Here is a 16,169-nt window from a genome sequence, read left to right as displayed (position 1 = left end):
GGATGGCAAACCCACAAGCAGACAGACTGGTTGAATTCCTTGTATTGAATGGCATTCAAAGCACACAGGTGTTGGAAGCCATTCGTACAATCCCACGAGAGCGATTTGTTTCTCAGGCGATGATGCATCAGGCATACGACAACAACGCTCTGCCGATTGGTCAGGGACAGACGATCTCTCAGCCTTATATTGTTGCCAAAATGACAGAGGTGCTGGAACTTAACCATTCCAGCAAAGTCCTAGAGGTAGGAACAGGCTCAGGCTACCAGACGGCGGTCCTAGCTCAGTTGGTTGAGCATGTGTTTTCTGTTGAACGTATCAAATCACTGCAATGGGAAGCGAAACGCCGATTGAAACAGCTTGATATCTATAACGTTTCAACCAAACACAGCGATGGATGGTTAGGTTGGGCTGCCAAGGCTCCTTTTGACGCCATCATCGTCACTGCAGCGGCAGAGCAAGTGCCCCCTGCGTTGCTCGATCAGCTAAGTGAACGCGGAATTATGGTGATTCCTGTCGGTACAGACGAGCAGAAGCTGCTGAAAATTACTCGTCAAGGTGATACATTCCTTTCAGAAGTTATTGAACTTGTTCGTTTTGTTCCGTTAGTGGCTGGTGATCTTGCTTAAAAATGTCGTTGAAATCTAATTCGTTGTTGATGCTGGGTATATGCAGTGTGCTGGTTGGGTGCGCTGTGCATTCCCCTGCACCAGTGTCAGGATTGAAGAAAGATTACAACTCGATCGCTCGCGGCAGTTATCGAGGCAGTTACTATCAGGTTGAGCGAGGTGACACGCTTTATTTTATCGCATACCTCACAGATAAAGATGTAAAAGAGATCATCAGTTACAACGATCTTACCCCTCCATATACTATCTACCCAGGTCAAAAATTAAAGCTTTGGCAACCTGCCTATACCGCTCCAGCATATGGTGGTACTGGTGCGGGACCAGTTGCAGTTACAACGCCTTCGCCAGTGGTGTCAAAACCTTCGATTCCGAGCAAAAACTCGAATCAAGGAGTTATAAAAAGTAGCACAAAAACATCACCCAATATGGCTAAAAAAGATCCTCCAAAGAAGGTTGAACAATCTAAACCAAAGGAGTATGTTGGTTCTAACGGTAAACAAAATGTTAACAAAACTGTTAATACGCCAAAGCCAAAGAACAATAAAATTTCCAAATGGTTATGGCCAACAAAAGGGAGAGTAATTAAGAACTTTTCTGCTGGAGACCAAGGTAACAAGGGGATTGATATCGCTGGGCAGCGTGGTCAATCTATCGTTTCAACAGCAGAGGGTACAGTTGTATATTCGGGCAACGCACTACGCGGGTACGGAAACCTTGTGATAGTTAAACACAACGATAACTACCTGAGTGCTTATGCTCACAATGATCGGTTGCTAGTTCGTGAAGGACAAAGTGTCAAAGCTGGCCAGAAAATCGCAACAATGGGCAGCTCCGGTGCCAACAGTGTACGTTTACACTTTGAAATTCGCTATCAAGGTAAGTCGGTGAATCCAAAACGCTACTTACCGTAACTACTTACTGAGTAATGACTAGGTAATATAGCGACATTAGACGTAGTAATGTCTTGCTAGCTCGCCAGGGGAGGCGCTATGAGTATCAGCAATGCAGCAACGAAAGTCGAAGAGTTCGAAGTTGGAACAAAGGAATCGTTTCAAGTCGGCACACCTTCCAAGTCCAAATCCACCCAAGAAACCAAAGAGCGCGAAGAGTTTGATGCGTCAGCAAAAAGCTTAGATGCCACTCAGCTTTACTTGGGCGAAATCGGTTTTTCTCCACTACTTACCGCAGAAGAAGAAGTACTGTATGCTCGTCGCGCACTGCGCGGAGACGAAGCAGCACGTAAACGTATGATCGAAAGTAACCTGCGTCTAGTGGTGAAAATTTCGCGTCGATATAGCAATCGCGGCTTGGCACTGCTTGATTTGATTGAAGAGGGTAACCTTGGTTTGATTCGTGCGGTTGAGAAATTTGACCCAGAACGAGGCTTCCGCTTCTCTACCTATGCGACATGGTGGATTCGCCAGACTATCGAACGTGCTTTGATGAACCAAACACGTACTATTCGTCTACCTATTCATGTTGTGAAAGAGCTGAATATCTACTTGCGCACCGCGCGTGAGCTATCTCAAAAGCTCGACCATGAACCAACAGCTGAAGAAATCGCGACTCAGTTAGATAAGCCAGTTGACGATGTCAGTAAAATGCTGCGCTTGAATGAACGAATCAGTTCAGTCGATACACCCATTGGTGGTGACGGCGAAAAAGCGCTACTGGATATCATTCCTGACCAAAACAACTCAGATCCTGAAGTTTCAACGCAGGATGATGATATCAAGAGTTCGCTGATCCATTGGTTAGATGAACTGAATCCAAAACAGAAAGAAGTTCTCGCCCGTCGATTTGGTTTACTGGGCTATGAACCTTCAACTTTGGAAGAAGTTGGCCACGAGATCAATCTTACCCGTGAACGTGTTCGTCAAATCCAAGTGGAAGGTCTGCGCCGCCTAAGAGAAATCTTGGTGAAACAGGGTTTGAATATGGAAAGCTTGTTTAGTGTGACCGAAGAATAAGCCGGATTTAAATAATAAAAAAGCCTTGGAATTCCAAGGCTTTTTTATTTGTCTGTTGTTACTTCGCTTTGTTCTTCTTGGCAGGTTTTGGAAAAACCTTGACCAGCTTAATGCGATTTTCTTCCAGTTCGACGATTTCCATCGGGTGACCTGACACTTGAACGCTAAGGTGACTTTCGGGAATATCTTCTAGGTGCTCCAAAATGAGTCCGTTCAATGTTCTCGGGCCGTCAGTCGGGAGTTTCCATTTGAGACCTTTGTTGATATCACGGATGTTGGCGCTACCTTCTATTAGGAAACTACCATCGATCTGCGGAGTGATCTCTTCAGACAAGCTTGGTGCAATTGAGGTAGTAAATTCACCAACAATTTCTTCCAAGATATCTTCTAGAGTAACCAAACCAATGATGTCGCCGTACTCATCAACAATCAAACCAATGCGCTGTTTGTTGCGCTGGAACTTGAGCAATTGGACGTTGAGCGGGGTGCTTTCTGGAATAAAGTACACTTCATCAGCGGCTCTCAATAACGTCTCTTTAGTAAATTCGTTCTTTTCCAGCATCAAACGGTAAGATTCTCGTAGACGCAACATGCCAACCACTTCATCGATTTGGTCGCGATAAAGAACTACTCGACCATGTGGTGAGTGCGTGAGCTGACGAACGATCGACTTCCAATCGTCGTTAATATCGATACCCGTGATTTCGTTACGTGGGACCATAATGTCATTAACGGTAACGTGCTCAAGGTCGAGGATCGAAATCAACATATCCTGGTGGCGAGTCGGGATAAGGCTACCCGCTTCGTTTACTACGGTTCGGAGTTCTTCTGAGCTTAAATGATCGTCCCCACCGTGTACTGCTTTAATCCCGAGCAAACGTATAAAACCGTTAGTAATAAAGTTAACGAAGATAACCAGCGGCGATAAAAGCTTCATCAAGATGCCGAGCAAAATACTGCTCGCATAAGAGACTTTTTCAGGGTAAAGCGCGGCAAGGGTTTTTGGGGTAACTTCGGCAAAGACGAGCACGACGAGGGTCAGAGCACCTGTTGCAATCGCAACGCCTAAGTCGCCATAGAGTCTCATGCCTAATATAGTGGCGATAGCAGATGCAAGAATGTTGACTAAGTTGTTACCGATGAGGATCAGGCCGATAAGACGATCTGGGCGATCGAGCAGTTTCTCCACACGTTTAGCACCTTTGTGCCCCGTGTTTGCCAAGTGCTTTAGGCGGTAGCGGTTCAAAGCCATCATCCCTGTCTCTGAACCTGAAAAATATCCTGAAATTACGATCAGACACGCGAGTAGCGCAAATAAGATACCCGTTGATATGTCGTCCAAAGCTAATCTTTTCCTTGTGGTGTTTGGCTGATTTATGACCTATTTACGTCTTTAAGTCAAACTCAGTAAGGGATGCGGTAATGTTAAGAAGGTGTAGAGTATACACCTTTTCGACATAGTTTAGTTAAGAATGATCTCTCGCACAAAGCGGCTACCAAAGTATGCGAGAGTGAGCAGCGTTGCGCCTGCAACGGCAAACCAAGTGACTTTACGTCCGCGCCAGCCTTTCTGGTAATGACCCCAAAGCAACACCGCGTAAATAATCCAAGCGATGAATGAGAGAATGCCTTTGTGCGCTTTTCCTTGCGCAAACATATCCTGCACAAAGACGAATCCGGTTAACAACGTCCCTGTCAGTAATAGCGTACCAACTAAGATAATATTAAACAGCTGTCTCTCAACCATTAATAGAGGTGGCAGGTTAGGGTTAATCGCCTGGGCTTTCTTGGTTTTGAGTTTATGATCCAGCCAAGCCAATTGCAGTGCGTATAGCGCACCAATTGTCAGGGTGGAATAGGAGAACAACGCTAGCGAGATATGAATCAGTAGCTTTGGGTCTTGCTCGAGGTGGGTAATGAAAGTGCTCGGTAGAAATGCCGCTGCACCCAAGTTAATCGCAGCAAAACTGTATACAACGGGCAGCAAAAACCACAAACGCGTCTTAAGCATCGCAATGCTCATGACCAGAGAAATAATAAAGCTGATTAAAGACGCAACATTAAGAATACTGAGGTTCTGACCGGATGCCTCAATAATAAGACCGCTTAGAAGCCAGGCATGAAAAATAAGCGCTAACGAAGCACTGACAAAAACAGTTTTTACTCGAATACCGGTTTGGTGTACTAAGCCCGGTATGATTGTCGCTATTGCTAAGGCGTAGAGTATAACAGCAACAACGGCGATTAAGTTGTCCATGGTTCTCTAAAAGCTGGTGGATTTTTAACAAATTATACCCTGACTCAACGACTTGAGCTATGACTTATCAGCTTCATTTGCGTGACTTGAGATGTCAAAACTGATTAGAGCTGTGCACAGTACCTTTGGCTCAGGTATACTCGCAGTAGTTTGTCGCGAAATTTAGGGTGAGTTTGTATACAAACGCCCGGGTAAAGAGACTTAAGATGTTTGAGAATTTAACGGATCGATTGTCCAAAACGCTGAAAAATATCAGCGGTAAAGGTCGCCTGACCGAAGACAACATTAAAGAGACGCTACGTGAAGTGCGTATGGCACTGCTGGAAGCTGACGTAGCGCTGCCTGTTGTCCGCGATTTCATTAAGCGCGTAAAGGAAGCAGCTGTAGGTGTTGAGGTATCTAAATCTCTCACTCCAGGTCAAGAATTTATTAAGATCGTTCAAGGTGAACTTGAAGCGGTCATGGGTGAATCAAACGAAGCCCTTAACTTAGCGGCGCAGCCACCGGCTGTGATCTTGATGGCGGGTCTACAAGGTGCGGGTAAAACCACATCGGTAGGTAAGCTATCCAAGCTCCTAAAAGAGCGCGAAAAGAAAAAAGTACTGGTTGTGTCTGCCGACGTTTACCGTCCAGCGGCGATTAAACAGTTAGAAACGCTTGCGTCTGACCTCGGTGTTGACTTCTTCCCGTCATCGCCAGACCAAAAGCCAATTGATATCGCTAATGGGGCGATTGACCACGCGAAGAAGAAATTCTATGACGTATTGATTGTCGATACAGCGGGTCGTTTGGCGATTGATGAGCAGATGATGTCTGAAATTCAAGACCTTCATACTGCGATTAACCCTGTTGAAACATTGTTCGTTGTCGATGCAATGACAGGTCAAGATGCTGCGAATACGGCAAAAGCATTCGGTGATGCGCTGCCATTGACCGGTGTTATCTTGACCAAAGTTGACGGTGACGCGCGTGGTGGTGCGGCGCTTTCGGTTCGTCATATAACTGGTAAGCCAATCAAGTTCTTGGGTGTGGGTGAGAAAACCGACGCACTGGAACCTTTCCACCCTGATCGCGTAGCGTCTCGCATTCTTGGCATGGGTGACGTTTTGTCGCTTATCGAAGATCTGCAGCGGAACGTAGACCAAGAAAAAGCAGAGAAGCTGGCTAAGAAGTTTAAAGAAAAGAAAGGTTTTGACCTTGAAGACTTCCGTGAGCAGCTAGGCCAAATGCAAAACATGGGCGGCATGATGGGAATGATGGACAAGCTACCAGGCATGTCCCAGCTACCTGACAACGTCAAAGACAAAGTCGACGACAAGATGTTTAAGCAAATGGAAGCGATCATCAACTCGATGACGATGAAAGAACGTTTGCGTCCGGAACTTATAAAAGGTTCACGCAAGAAGCGTATCGCAGCGGGCTCGGGTACTCAGGTGCAAGACGTTAACCGCTTGCTTAAGCAGTTCACCCAGATGCAGAAAATGATGAAGAAAATGCAGAAAGGTGGCATGAAAGGCATGATGCGTAACATGCAAGGCATGATGGGTGGCGGCATGGGCGGAGGCGGCGGTTTTAACCCATTTGGTCGTTAATTACACCCAGCTACAAAAATTTCAAGGTGTTAGCTGAGTCACAAACTTAAATCCTGATTTATGTTGGTGAAAAAATAGCTAAAGACCTTGCATTGCTCCGGAATAAGAGTAAAATTCCGGAGCTTTATTTTGGCACGAGACCCCAAACTATTTAGCGATAAATGGTTTCTGGGGTTAATTTTATTTTTGAGAAAGCAAAGAGGACGACATGGTAACCATTCGTTTGGCACGTCACGGCGCTAAAAAGCGTCCATTTTATCAAATCGTAGTAGCGGACAGCCGCAATGCTGCAACTGGCCGTTTCATCGAGAAAGTTGGTTTCTTCAACCCAACTGCTAAAGGTCAAGAAGAAGGTCTACGCCTAGACCTAGATCGCGTTAACCACTGGGTTGGTCAAGGCGCATCTGTATCTGACCGCGTAGCTAAGCTAGTTAAAGACGCTCAAAAAGCGGCTTAATTCTTAAATTAAGAAGTTGAAATTAGCTTATGTCGATGAAAGGTAAAGAAGCAATGAGTAGCGATAAGATTGTTGTAGGTAAGTTTGGTGCTACTTATGGCATTCGTGGCTGGCTCAAAGTTTTTTCCTACACAGACAACACTGAAAGCATATTTGATTACAGCCCTTGGTTCGTAGAACAAGGTGGCAAGTGGGTTGAGTACAAAGTAGAAAGCTGGAAGCGCCATAACAAAGGTTTGGTGGTAAAGCTGGAAGGTCTTGATGTGCGCGAAGACGCGCAGTTAATGACTAACTTTGAAATCTTGATTGACCCTGCAGTACTTCCAGAATTGCCAGAAGATGAGTTCTACTGGCGTGATTTGATTGGTATGCAAGTAGTAACTGGTAACGGTTATGACCTTGGTACTGTTTCTGATTTATTAGAAACAGGTTCCAACGATGTTTTGGTCGTTAAAGCAAATCTAAAAGATGCTTTCGGGCAAAAGGAACGTTTAATCCCGTTCCTTGAAGAGCAAGTGATCAAGCATATTGATCGCGAAGCTCAACGGATCGAAGTTGACTGGGATCCTGGATTTTAACTCCAAGTAACGGAGCGATAGAACAATGTGGATTGGCGTAATTAGCCTTTTTCCTGAAATGTTCCGCAGCGTTACTGATTTCGGAGTAACAGGCCAAGCGGTTAAAAAAGGTCTCTTGTCGATTGAGACATGGAATCCTAGAGATTTCACTCATGACAAACATCGCACTGTAGATGATAGACCTTATGGTGGTGGTCCTGGCATGTTGATGATGGTACAGCCTTTGCGCGATGCTATTCATACGGCCAAAAAGACATCACCGGGAAAGACGAAAGTTATCTATCTATCACCTCAAGGTCGTAAGCTTGACCAACAAGGGGTTGAAGAGCTGGCAACAAACGAGAATTTACTTCTTATTTGTGGTCGCTACGAAGGGGTAGATGAGCGCATCATTCAATCTGAAGTTGACGAAGAATGGTCAATTGGAGATTTCGTGATGACGGGTGGTGAGATACCAGCCATGACGCTAATTGACTCAGTATCTCGGTTTGTTCCGGGTGTTTTAGGTGATTTTGCGTCAGCAGAAGAAGATTCTTTTGCTAATGGTTTGTTGGATTGCCCCCATTATACGCGTCCTGAGATACTGGATGACAAAGAAGTACCTGCGGTACTCAAGTCTGGTAATCACAAGGAAATTCGTCGCTGGCGATTAAAGCAGTCGCTAGGCCGTACTTGGCTAAGAAGACCAGAGCTCCTGGAAAACCTAGCTCTGACTGACGAACAGGAACAATTACTTGCTGAGTTCGTTAAAGAACATCAGAACAAGTAACCTAATTTATTTAGTATCAGTTTATTCTAGGAATTTAAAAAATGAGTAACATCATCAAAGCTCTTGAGCAAGAGCAAATGAAATCAGACCTACCTAAATTTGCACCAGGTGACACTGTTGTTGTTCAAGTTAAGGTAAAAGAAGGTGACCGTGAGCGTCTACAGGCTTTCGAAGGCGTTGTAATCGCTATCCGTAACCGTGGTCTACACTCTGCTTTCACTGTACGTAAGATCTCTAACGGTGAAGGTGTTGAGCGTACGTTCCAAACACACTCTCCAATCGTTAATAGCATCGAAGTTAAACGCCGTGGTGCAGTACGTCGTGCCAAGCTGTACTACCTACGTGAGCGTTCAGGTAAGTCTGCTCGTATCAAAGAGAAACTTGCTAAGAAGTAATGCTATAACTAGCGTTCTCATGTTAAACGGAGTCCTTTGGGCTCCGTTTTTTTATGTTTGCTCATAACTGGCTATTTTCCTTTCTACCGTTGTCATCGGTGCTCATTTACTGGCGTAAACTCCGCGCCTCTTCCTAGATAGAAAGAAAAATATCTGCGTTCTGAGCTAAACATATTGCTGACGTGTATAAAGCATACAGCGAATTTAACCATCTGAAATTAAAACGAATATTAAATGGAGAGGCCCTTAACTCGAGAGTGGCAGAAAAGCGACAGCGGACTCACTTTCAACAGGTAATAAAAAAGTTGACGCTCTCACGCCAACTTTCTTTATCTTTAAAACCTAGAGCTTCTTAATATTGATCTTCCGACCAACCATCACTGTCCGACATATCGGGTGCGCCAGCAATGGCATTCTCTTCGTCAGCCCATTCGCCAAAATCGATCATCTGGCATTTTTTGCTGCAAAAAGGGCGGTGAGGGCTTTGTTCTCCCCACTCTACATCCGTGCCGCATTGTGGGCACGGAACAATAGTAATTTTAGACATGGTACTTCTCTGAACGTTGTGACGTGTCGATGGACTAGATTATAACGTGTTTGGTGAGTATTAGCTGCATACGGCTAAGTTAAACTCGACGTCGTTTGATGATGCTTGCCCAGACGAGAAATCAATAAACTTAATCGCAAAGCGGTTCTTGTGTCCTGAAATCATTGGATAAACCCCAAAGTGCATCGGGATTTCAAGTCGTAGAATGTTGGCTTCCTCCGCATCACTCTGATAAAAGCCTGTACGCGCGACTTGTGACCTAAATTGCCCCGTTTCTCTGGTGAGCTTAAGCCAGAGCTTTAATGCTTCTGCAAGAGGACGCAGTGAGCTCATCCAACGTGTGGCATCGGCTTTTTTGTTGTCACATGGAAGGTGCAACCAGTGATGTAGAGCCGGCAAGTCAAAACAACATGAGCCGCCAGGTAAGTTAAACCTTTGGCGAATGGCACTCAAGAAGCGATCTTCTTTGAGGCTTTGGCCGAAACGTTCAGCGCTCATCAGTTTACTGTGTACGGCATCTACATCATTGAGAATACCAAGTAGCATTTCTTGATCGACACCATCGATGTTGAGCCATGAACGGTACGTTAGCCTTTGCTTCTCAATATCTTTAGCCAATTCACTTTTGAGCTGGATTTGCTCAAAGATTTCAAGTAAATCAAACAGTGAACGGTAAAAAACCAAATGCTGCATGTCATCATTAAAATCAGCCGCGATGTTGAGCTGATTCAGCAATGATTCGACCCTAAGGTAGATTCGGGTCTTTTCGTTTAATGGATGTTCGAAGTAATGCGTGGTCATTAAAGTGCAGCTGTGAGTGATTCTGCCTTTATTCTCACAGATTTCCCCTACACATTTCTAGGAACTTTTTATGCAATACTGTGATTTGAGGCAAAAGTTTCTGGTTTTCTGCGTGATTTTTAATCACATGGTCAGCGATAGCTAATCGTTGCTCTCGAGTTGCTTGGGATGCCAGAATAGATTCCGCTTGCTCGCGGCTAACATTATCTCTTTCTAAGGTGCGTCGAAGCTGAGTTTCTTCATCGACATCAACCACGACGACAGTATCGGCGAGAGACTGTAAGTTGTTTTCCACCATAAGGGGAATGACCAATAATGCGTAAGGCGAAGTGACTTTGGCTAAATCAGCCAACATTTTTTGTCGAATAAGGGGATGAAGTAGAGCGTTTAACCACGTTTTTTCTTCTGGTTGGGAAAAAATGATTTCTCTTAACTTCGCTCGATTGAGTGAACCGTCGTTGAGTAGTATTGATGCGCCAAATTTTTGCTCAATTGCGGCTAGACCTTGGCTACCTGGCTCGACAACCTCTCGTGCAACGATATCCGCATCGACGATCTCGATACCAAATTGCTTATGGAACATATTCGCGACGGTAGTTTTGCCACTGGCGATTCCACCTGTTAACCCCACGACAAAAGGCATATTAGATTCCAACAAAACGTGTTAAATACCAATCTAAAATTACATTGCCCCACATCATACTAACCCAGCCAGCGATTGCCAAATAAGGACCAAAAGGGAAAGCTTTTTCAATACCTTGCTGTTTTAAACGGAGTTGTATAATGCCAAATATGACGCCTACAAAAGATGAAAGTAGGATTATCATCGGTAGGTATTGCCAGCCAAGCCAAGCACCAAGGGCGGACAACAGCTTAAAATCACCGTAACCCATGCCATCTTTGCCCGTCACCAACTTAAATAACCAATATACCGACCATAGTGATAGGTATCCCGCCATTGCACCGATAACAGAGTCTTGGAGAGAAACTGGGCTGATTTGTAGCAGCGCTAACGCAATGCCAAACCAAGTCAGAGGCAGTGTCAAAGAGTCTGGCAAGAGCATTGTATCAAGATCGATAAACGTTGCGGCGATCAAAACAAAAGTGAAAAACAGCAGCGCAATCGCAAAGTAACTAAAGCTGAACTGGTAAGCGACCAGAAAACAGAGTGCTCCAGTGAGCAACTCGACCAGCGGATAGCGAATACTGATTGGATGGCGGCAGTGATGGCACTTACCTTTAAGCAGTAACCAACTGAGTACTGGAATGTTGTCTATTACTCGAAGCTGAGTGTCACACTTCGGACAAGTCGATCTAGGTACACTTAGATTATAGACCCCAGACGGCGGCGTAATTTGATATTCTGGAAAACTGTCTGCGCATTCTTGGCGCCATTCGCGCTCCATCATCTTTGGTAGCCGATGAATTACGACGTTGAGAAAGCTACCAACGATTAAGCCAAAGAGTGTTGCGAGAGTTGGGAATAGCCAAGGGTAAAAATCAAACAGTTCCATTAAAGTGCCGTTATTTGCAAAGTATCTACTAAGATTATCAACGAAGTGCTCCGTGGCAAATCGATTCCTAGCCTAACACACTCATTAAATTAAATATTGGTAAGTACATTGCAACCACAAGCCCGCCAACCACGACGCCTAAGAAGATAATAATGAGAGGCTCTAAAATTTTACCTAAGTTGTCCACGGTATTGTCGATTTCGAACTCGTAAATCGTTGCGACTTTGTTGAGCATGTCGTCCAATCGGCCAGACTCTTCACCGATCATAATCATCTGCAACACCATTTCAGGGAATGATTCCGAGTTACGCATCGCGATATACATTGGCATACCCGCAGATGTATCGGTATAAACTCCATCAATCGCGGTTTGGAAATGAACATTGTTGGCGGTTTTAGCTGAAGCCTTTAAACAAGAAAGAATAGGAATACCAGCGCTAAAACTGGTGGCCAGCGTCCGAGCAAATTTGGCTATCGATGCCTTAGTTAGAATGCTGCCAATAACTGGAATTTTAAGCCCAAATCGGCTAGAAATCAGGCGGGCACGAAAAGACTTCTTTCGAATAAATTTCAGAATAAGTACCGTAGCGACAAGAGTTAAAGCCGTCACTCCTCCGTATGCTTGGGCTAGATGAGAAAGCTTGAGAACTTGCTGAGTAAAATAAGGTAATTCAGCACCGAAGCCTTGAAACATGCTTTCAAACTGCGGGATAACTTGTGTCAGCATTAGGTACGATACCCCTAACGCGGTTAGCACAACCATGGACGGATAGATTAGGGCTTTGATGACTTTTGCTCTAAGTTGTTCTGATTTCTCTCTATAGGTCGCGATTCGTTCAAATACTTCCGCTAAGTTACCCGATTGCTCGCCTGTAGCGACAAGATCAACATAGAGCGTATCGAAGTGCTGACTTGCCGTTCTTAAGGATTTAGAAATTGGAGTACCAGACTCTACGCCTTTAATAATCTGCAATAGGATAGATTTCATTTCCGCTTTACGGTGGTTATCGGTAACCAGTTTAAGTGCCTGTACTAGAGGTACGCCCGTAGTCAGCATGGTGGAAAGTTGGCGCGTGAGTATCGTGATATCTCGCGCCTTGACTCGCTGAGTGGCTTTGGTAATAACAGAGACGCTGCCTTTGCGTAACTTCTTAATTTGTATGTGCTGCTCTTTGAGTCGATCTTTTACTTCAGTTTCACTCAGAGCCAGCAGTTGTCCAGATACCTTCCTACCAACACTGTTTACCCCTTTCCAACGGTAGCTTTTAAGTTGATTTGTTTGTGTCGTTTTCACTGTTGATACCCTTCTTACAAGAACAAGACGCGCTGCAGCTCACTCAAGCTGGTAATGCCTTGAATCATTTTTTCTATTCCAGACTCTTTGAGAGTTTTCATGCCTTCCTGTTTGGCAAGTTGTTCTATTTCTATGATGGAGGCACCTTCGGCGACGGCTTGGGCTAGAGCACGACTGAACCCCATCACTTCATAAATACCTACTCGTCCTGAGTACCCTTGGTTGCAGTCCGCGCACCCATTACTAGAAGCTTGATATAGAGTTACGTCCGCTGGAATATCCATATGTTCCAGTAATTCAGCGGTCGGTTGGTAAGGTTCTTTACAGTGATTGCACAACCTTCTTGCTAATCGCTGTGCGATGATCAGGCTGAGGGATGAAGCCACATTGTATGGCTCTATACCCATGTTACTAAGTCGTACCACGCTTTCTGCGGCTGAGTTGGTATGTAACGTTGAAAGCACTAAGTGCCCCGTTTGAGCGGCTTTTACGGCAATTTCTGCGGTTTCAAAGTCACGAATCTCACCAACCATCACGATATCAGGGTCTTGACGTAGAAAGGCGCGTAGCGCTTGTGCAAAGCCGAAACCTATTTGTGGTTGTACTTGGACTTGATTGATACCCGGAAGGTTTATTTCCACAGGGTCTTCAGCGGTGGCAATATTAACTTCTTGGGTGTTGAGAATTTTCAAACCGGTGTAGAGGGAGACGGTTTTACCGCTACCTGTTGGGCCGGTCATCAGGATCATTCCTTGCGGCTTTTTCAGGGCTTTCAAGTACAGCGCTTTTTGCTCTTCGTTATAGCCAAGAGAATCGATGTTAAGGTTGGCCTCACTACTATCCAGCAAGCGTAGAACGATTTTTTCGCCCCACAGAGTGGGCAAGGTAGAGACACGCATATCAATAGCGGTGGTCTCATTGAGCTTAAGTTTGATTCGTCCATCTTGTGGCAGGCGACGCTCGGCGATATCAAGCTTAGAGAGAATTTTTATACGAGCAGAGAGGCGACGGCTTAGGTGGTGTGCGGGTTGCTGAGTCTCTATCAATATCCCATCGCAGCGTAGTCGAACGCGGTAGGATTCTTCATACGGTTCAAAATGGATGTCCGATGCACCTTTACGAACCGCGTCCAAAAGGATTTGGTTGATGTAGCGGCTGACAGGCGCTTCGTCCTTGCTGAGGTCTTCTACGGTATTAACTTCGTCGGCGGAGATATCAACAAGGTTAGCGAGCTCTTGCTCGTTAATGTCTTTCTTGCTGTTCTGTGTACCAGAAATTGCTTTCCCGTAAAGCCGACGAATGGCGCTTTGCAGTGCTTTAAAGTCGGCGAGAACAAGGTCAACTTGCAGCCCAGTGGCAAAGCGGAACTCGTCTTCCACTTCCATATCGGTAGGATCAGCGATCGCTACTGTTAATAGTTGGCCGTTTTGTTCTAATGGCAAGGCATGTAAACGAGTGATCAGTTCACGTAGGCCGAGGCGATTGCATAGCTCGGCGTAATCAAATTGAGAGAGGTTGGTTTCCGGTAAGCCAAAAATCTTAGAGAGCTCACTGGTGAGCTCTCTGTTGTCCATCAGACCGAGAGAGATTAATGCTTCAGGCACAGAACCACCTGAAGCATCAATATGTTCTATCACTCGGATCTCTTGCGCTGTATCTATTAGATTAGCTTGGCGCAAGATAGATGGTAGGGTGGTTAGCACTACTTACATCCAGAAACTAGACTATCGGCGTCACCAGTTGCGTCGCAAATCCAACCTGAATTTGCGTCTCGAGTGATAGTGATTTTTGCTCCACTAATATTAGTTAGAGCAAGTTCAATCTGCCCTGCTTTTGGAGATAGAGTACCTAATGTAGTTGAGCCTGACGAAATACCTAAGTCAGCAAGGTTAGTGGATGTTGTTATATCCCCATTTTCTTGATAGTAAAGTTCAGCAGGAGTAATCAGTGATTTCATTGTCGCTACGGCTGAAGCGACTTCACTTTTCTTCACGTAATCTTTATATGCTGGAATCGCGACTGCAGATAACACACCAATGATCGCTACTACGATCATCAATTCAATAAGCGTAAAGCCTTTCTGTTTACGACGTTGTTGGTTTTGCATTGTTTCTCTCCGTGGATGGAATGCGAAATGTGAAAGAGAGAATAGATGGGATAATTTGCACTGGGTATTGTGCTCGGTGGGGTTTCCGAGTCGATTGGTAAAAGTTGCGCGATACTTTCATTTAGTGCGCAAATTAATTCGACTGACTGCAAAAGTTTGTAGTATTTTTCTCATATTTAAAACAAAAACAGAGATCTAATGACCTCTGTTTAATGTTTGAAAAGTAAGAGCTTTATTCCATAAATAGTGAGCACTAGGTAAGGAAACTTACATTTCTTACTTAAAGCGCATCGATAAATCCATTGCGCGAATGTGTTTTGTTAGTGCGCCAACTGAAATGTAATCAACACCAGTTTCAGCATATTCACGAATCGTTTCCAATGTGACGTTACCCGAGTTTTCTAGTGCTGCTCGACCTGCGTTGATCGCAACGGCTTCACGCATCATCTCTTTGGTAAAGTTATCCAGCATAATGATGTCAGCACCAGCCTCGATCGCTTCTTTGAGCTCATCTAAACTCTCTGTTTCGACTTCAACGGGCTTACCCGGGTTAAGCTCTTTGGCGGTTTTGATAGTTTGTGCAATACCGCCATTCGCGATGATGTGGTTCTCTTTAATTAAGTAAGCGTCAAAAACCCCAATACGATGGTTAAAGCCTCCACCACACGCGACTGCGTATTTCAGCGCACTACGCAAACCTGGAACTGTTTTACGGGTATCGAGTAGACGGCAATCCGTTCCAACTAACTTCTCTGCGTATTGAGCAACCGTTGTTGAACAACCTGATAGGGTTTGGATAAAGTTCATCGCGTTGCGCTCACCAGTCAGTAGCATGCGCGAAGAGCCAGATAAGGTACATAAAACTTGGTTTGGCTCGACTTTATCGCCGTCTTTGACGTGCCATTCAATTTTCACCGCACTGCCATTCTCTTGTTCAGCCAGCTGTTTGAACACTTCATCTGCCCACGCTTGACCGCAAAAAACGCCGTGTTCACGAGTAATAATGGTCGCTTCATTTTGTGCATCGGCAGGGATTAGACTTGCAGTGATATCGGCTGCTGGATCCAGAGTGCCGCCTAAATCTTCTTTTAGGGTGTCCGCCACAGCACGAGAGATCTCAAGAGGTAGTTGTTGTTTTAAGTATTCAAGACGTTCTTGGCTATTGTGTGTGTTTTTCATCGCAAATCTAATACGCAGTTAATTGGAGCTGGGAATGATACGCTGACTGCGAGTGAAATTCAGCCATTATTCTCGCATTT

18 protein-coding genes are annotated in these 16,169 nt (G+C 44.9%); 8 read left to right on the top strand and 10 right to left on the bottom strand.

What is annotated here, in order from left to right; genetic code table 11:
• The first annotated feature begins 2 nt into the window (after positions 1 to 2).
• The 3 genes from HCZ42_RS02205 to rpoS all read left to right on the top strand — a co-directional run bounded on the left by HCZ42_RS02205 (position 3) and on the right by rpoS (position 2,599).
• Complete coding sequence (locus HCZ42_RS02205; protein ID WP_167419145.1) at positions 3 to 629, top strand: protein-L-isoaspartate(D-aspartate) O-methyltransferase; 627 nt, start codon at positions 3 to 5, stop codon at positions 627 to 629.
• A 2-nt stretch (positions 630 to 631) separates the two neighbouring features.
• The gene (locus tag HCZ42_RS02200) at positions 632 to 1,540 is read left to right on the top strand and encodes a peptidoglycan DD-metalloendopeptidase family protein (protein ID WP_167419144.1); all 909 of its coding nucleotides are present in this window, start codon (positions 632 to 634) and stop codon (positions 1,538 to 1,540) included.
• A 78-nt stretch (positions 1,541 to 1,618) separates the two neighbouring features.
• Entirely contained in the window at positions 1,619 to 2,599 is a 981-nt protein-coding gene (gene rpoS, locus HCZ42_RS02195; protein ID WP_167419143.1) for an RNA polymerase sigma factor RpoS, read from the top strand.
• Between the two features lie 58 nt (positions 2,600 to 2,657).
• Here rpoS and HCZ42_RS02190 read toward each other — a convergent pair whose 3' ends face one another.
• Together HCZ42_RS02190 and HCZ42_RS02185 are read right to left on the bottom strand one after the other, a co-directional pair.
• Positions 2,658 to 3,941 (bottom strand): HlyC/CorC family transporter, encoded by a 1,284-nt coding sequence (locus HCZ42_RS02190; protein WP_053408731.1) that lies wholly within the window; start codon positions 3,939 to 3,941, stop codon positions 2,658 to 2,660.
• A gap of 120 nt (positions 3,942 to 4,061) precedes the next feature.
• On the bottom strand, positions 4,062 to 4,856 hold the full coding sequence (locus HCZ42_RS02185) for a cytochrome C assembly family protein (protein WP_053408730.1): 795 nt from the start codon (positions 4,854 to 4,856) through the stop codon (positions 4,062 to 4,064).
• Between the two features lie 206 nt (positions 4,857 to 5,062).
• On the opposite strand from HCZ42_RS02185, the gene ffh reads away from it, so the two are divergent.
• From ffh to rplS, 5 genes are all read left to right on the top strand, one after another.
• Positions 5,063 to 6,448 (top strand): signal recognition particle protein, encoded by a 1,386-nt coding sequence (gene ffh, locus HCZ42_RS02180; protein ID WP_167419142.1) that lies wholly within the window; start codon positions 5,063 to 5,065, stop codon positions 6,446 to 6,448.
• Between the two features lie 208 nt (positions 6,449 to 6,656).
• A complete protein-coding gene (gene rpsP, locus HCZ42_RS02175) occupies positions 6,657 to 6,905 on the top strand; it encodes a 30S ribosomal protein S16 (protein WP_005379962.1) in 249 nt (82 codons plus the stop codon).
• Between the two features lie 29 nt (positions 6,906 to 6,934).
• A complete protein-coding gene (gene rimM / locus HCZ42_RS02170) occupies positions 6,935 to 7,483 on the top strand; it encodes a ribosome maturation factor RimM (RefSeq protein WP_167419141.1) in 549 nt (182 codons plus the stop codon).
• A 25-nt stretch (positions 7,484 to 7,508) separates the two neighbouring features.
• Positions 7,509 to 8,252: a tRNA (guanosine(37)-N1)-methyltransferase TrmD gene (gene trmD / locus HCZ42_RS02165; protein ID WP_167419140.1), complete on the top strand. Its 744-nt coding sequence runs from the start codon at positions 7,509 to 7,511 to the stop codon at positions 8,250 to 8,252.
• A 41-nt stretch (positions 8,253 to 8,293) separates the two neighbouring features.
• Positions 8,294 to 8,647: a 50S ribosomal protein L19 gene (gene rplS / locus HCZ42_RS02160; protein WP_053408726.1), complete on the top strand. Its 354-nt coding sequence runs from the start codon at positions 8,294 to 8,296 to the stop codon at positions 8,645 to 8,647.
• A 352-nt stretch (positions 8,648 to 8,999) separates the two neighbouring features.
• Here the strand turns inward: rplS and yacG are convergent, their stop codons facing one another.
• From yacG to nadC, 8 genes are all read right to left on the bottom strand, one after another.
• Positions 9,000 to 9,194: a DNA gyrase inhibitor YacG gene (gene yacG / locus HCZ42_RS02155; protein ID WP_053408725.1), complete on the bottom strand. Its 195-nt coding sequence runs from the start codon at positions 9,192 to 9,194 to the stop codon at positions 9,000 to 9,002.
• Positions 9,195 to 9,254: 60 nt separating this feature from the next.
• Positions 9,255 to 9,995 carry a cell division protein ZapD gene (gene zapD, locus HCZ42_RS02150; protein ID WP_167419139.1) on the bottom strand — a complete coding sequence of 247 codons (741 nt, stop codon included), beginning with the start codon at positions 9,993 to 9,995 and terminating at the stop codon, positions 9,255 to 9,257.
• 34 nt (positions 9,996 to 10,029) lie between these two features.
• A complete protein-coding gene (gene coaE, locus HCZ42_RS02145) occupies positions 10,030 to 10,638 on the bottom strand; it encodes a dephospho-CoA kinase (RefSeq protein WP_167419138.1) in 609 nt (202 codons plus the stop codon).
• A gap of 1 nt (position 10,639) precedes the next feature.
• On the bottom strand, positions 10,640 to 11,509 hold the full coding sequence (locus HCZ42_RS02140) for a prepilin peptidase (protein ID WP_167419137.1): 870 nt from the start codon (positions 11,507 to 11,509) through the stop codon (positions 10,640 to 10,642).
• Positions 11,510 to 11,576: 67 nt separating this feature from the next.
• On the bottom strand, positions 11,577 to 12,803 hold the full coding sequence (locus tag HCZ42_RS02135) for a type II secretion system F family protein (protein WP_167419136.1): 1,227 nt from the start codon (positions 12,801 to 12,803) through the stop codon (positions 11,577 to 11,579).
• Between the two features lie 14 nt (positions 12,804 to 12,817).
• Positions 12,818 to 14,506, bottom strand: a complete 1,689-nt coding sequence (gene pilB / locus HCZ42_RS02130) for a type IV-A pilus assembly ATPase PilB (RefSeq protein ID WP_167419135.1) — start codon at positions 14,504 to 14,506, stop codon at positions 12,818 to 12,820.
• Positions 14,506 to 14,910, bottom strand: coding sequence for a pilin (locus HCZ42_RS02125; RefSeq protein ID WP_167419134.1), 405 nt, complete (start codon positions 14,908 to 14,910; stop codon positions 14,506 to 14,508). The genes pilB and HCZ42_RS02125 overlap by 1 nt, the downstream gene beginning before the upstream one ends.
• Before the next feature lie 276 nt (positions 14,911 to 15,186).
• Positions 15,187 to 16,089 (bottom strand): carboxylating nicotinate-nucleotide diphosphorylase, encoded by a 903-nt coding sequence (nadC, locus tag HCZ42_RS02120; protein ID WP_167419133.1) that lies wholly within the window; start codon positions 16,087 to 16,089, stop codon positions 15,187 to 15,189.
• Between the last annotated feature and the right edge of the window lie 80 nt (positions 16,090 to 16,169).

It is taken from the genome of Vibrio hepatarius (assembly GCF_011806575.1).
Taxonomy (GTDB): Bacteria; Pseudomonadota; Gammaproteobacteria; order Enterobacterales; family Vibrionaceae; genus Vibrio; species Vibrio hepatarius_A.
The sequence above is the reverse complement of the archived record's forward strand: the minus strand, read 5'-3'. Positions and strand labels throughout refer to the sequence as shown.

Excerpts from the sequence above, each read along its gene's own strand:
- ffh (WP_167419142.1), top strand. The coding sequence starts at position 5,063 with ATGTTTGAGAATTTAACGGATCGATTGTCCAAAACGCTGAAAAATATC.
- rpsP (WP_005379962.1), top strand. The coding sequence starts at position 6,657 with ATGGTAACCATTCGTTTGGCACGTCACGGCGCTAAAAAGCGTCCATTT.
- HCZ42_RS02140 (WP_167419137.1), bottom strand. The coding sequence starts at position 11,509 with ATGGAACTGTTTGATTTTTACCCTTGGCTATTCCCAACTCTCGCAACA.
- coaE (WP_167419138.1), bottom strand. The coding sequence starts at position 10,638 with ATGCCTTTTGTCGTGGGGTTAACAGGTGGAATCGCCAGTGGCAAAACT.
- rplS (WP_053408726.1), top strand. The coding sequence starts at position 8,294 with ATGAGTAACATCATCAAAGCTCTTGAGCAAGAGCAAATGAAATCAGAC.
- HCZ42_RS02200 (WP_167419144.1), top strand. The coding sequence starts at position 632 with ATGTCGTTGAAATCTAATTCGTTGTTGATGCTGGGTATATGCAGTGTG.
- nadC (WP_167419133.1), bottom strand. The coding sequence starts at position 16,089 with ATGAAAAACACACACAATAGCCAAGAACGTCTTGAATACTTAAAACAA.
- rimM (WP_167419141.1), top strand. The coding sequence starts at position 6,935 with ATGTCGATGAAAGGTAAAGAAGCAATGAGTAGCGATAAGATTGTTGTA.
- yacG (WP_053408725.1), bottom strand. The coding sequence starts at position 9,194 with ATGTCTAAAATTACTATTGTTCCGTGCCCACAATGCGGCACGGATGTA.
- HCZ42_RS02125 (WP_167419134.1), bottom strand. The coding sequence starts at position 14,910 with ATGCAAAACCAACAACGTCGTAAACAGAAAGGCTTTACGCTTATTGAA.
- HCZ42_RS02185 (WP_053408730.1), bottom strand. The coding sequence starts at position 4,856 with ATGGACAACTTAATCGCCGTTGTTGCTGTTATACTCTACGCCTTAGCA.
- trmD (WP_167419140.1), top strand. The coding sequence starts at position 7,509 with ATGTGGATTGGCGTAATTAGCCTTTTTCCTGAAATGTTCCGCAGCGTT.
- rpoS (WP_167419143.1), top strand. The coding sequence starts at position 1,619 with ATGAGTATCAGCAATGCAGCAACGAAAGTCGAAGAGTTCGAAGTTGGA.
- zapD (WP_167419139.1), bottom strand. The coding sequence starts at position 9,995 with ATGACCACGCATTACTTCGAACATCCATTAAACGAAAAGACCCGAATC.
- HCZ42_RS02205 (WP_167419145.1), top strand. The coding sequence starts at position 3 with ATGGCAAACCCACAAGCAGACAGACTGGTTGAATTCCTTGTATTGAAT.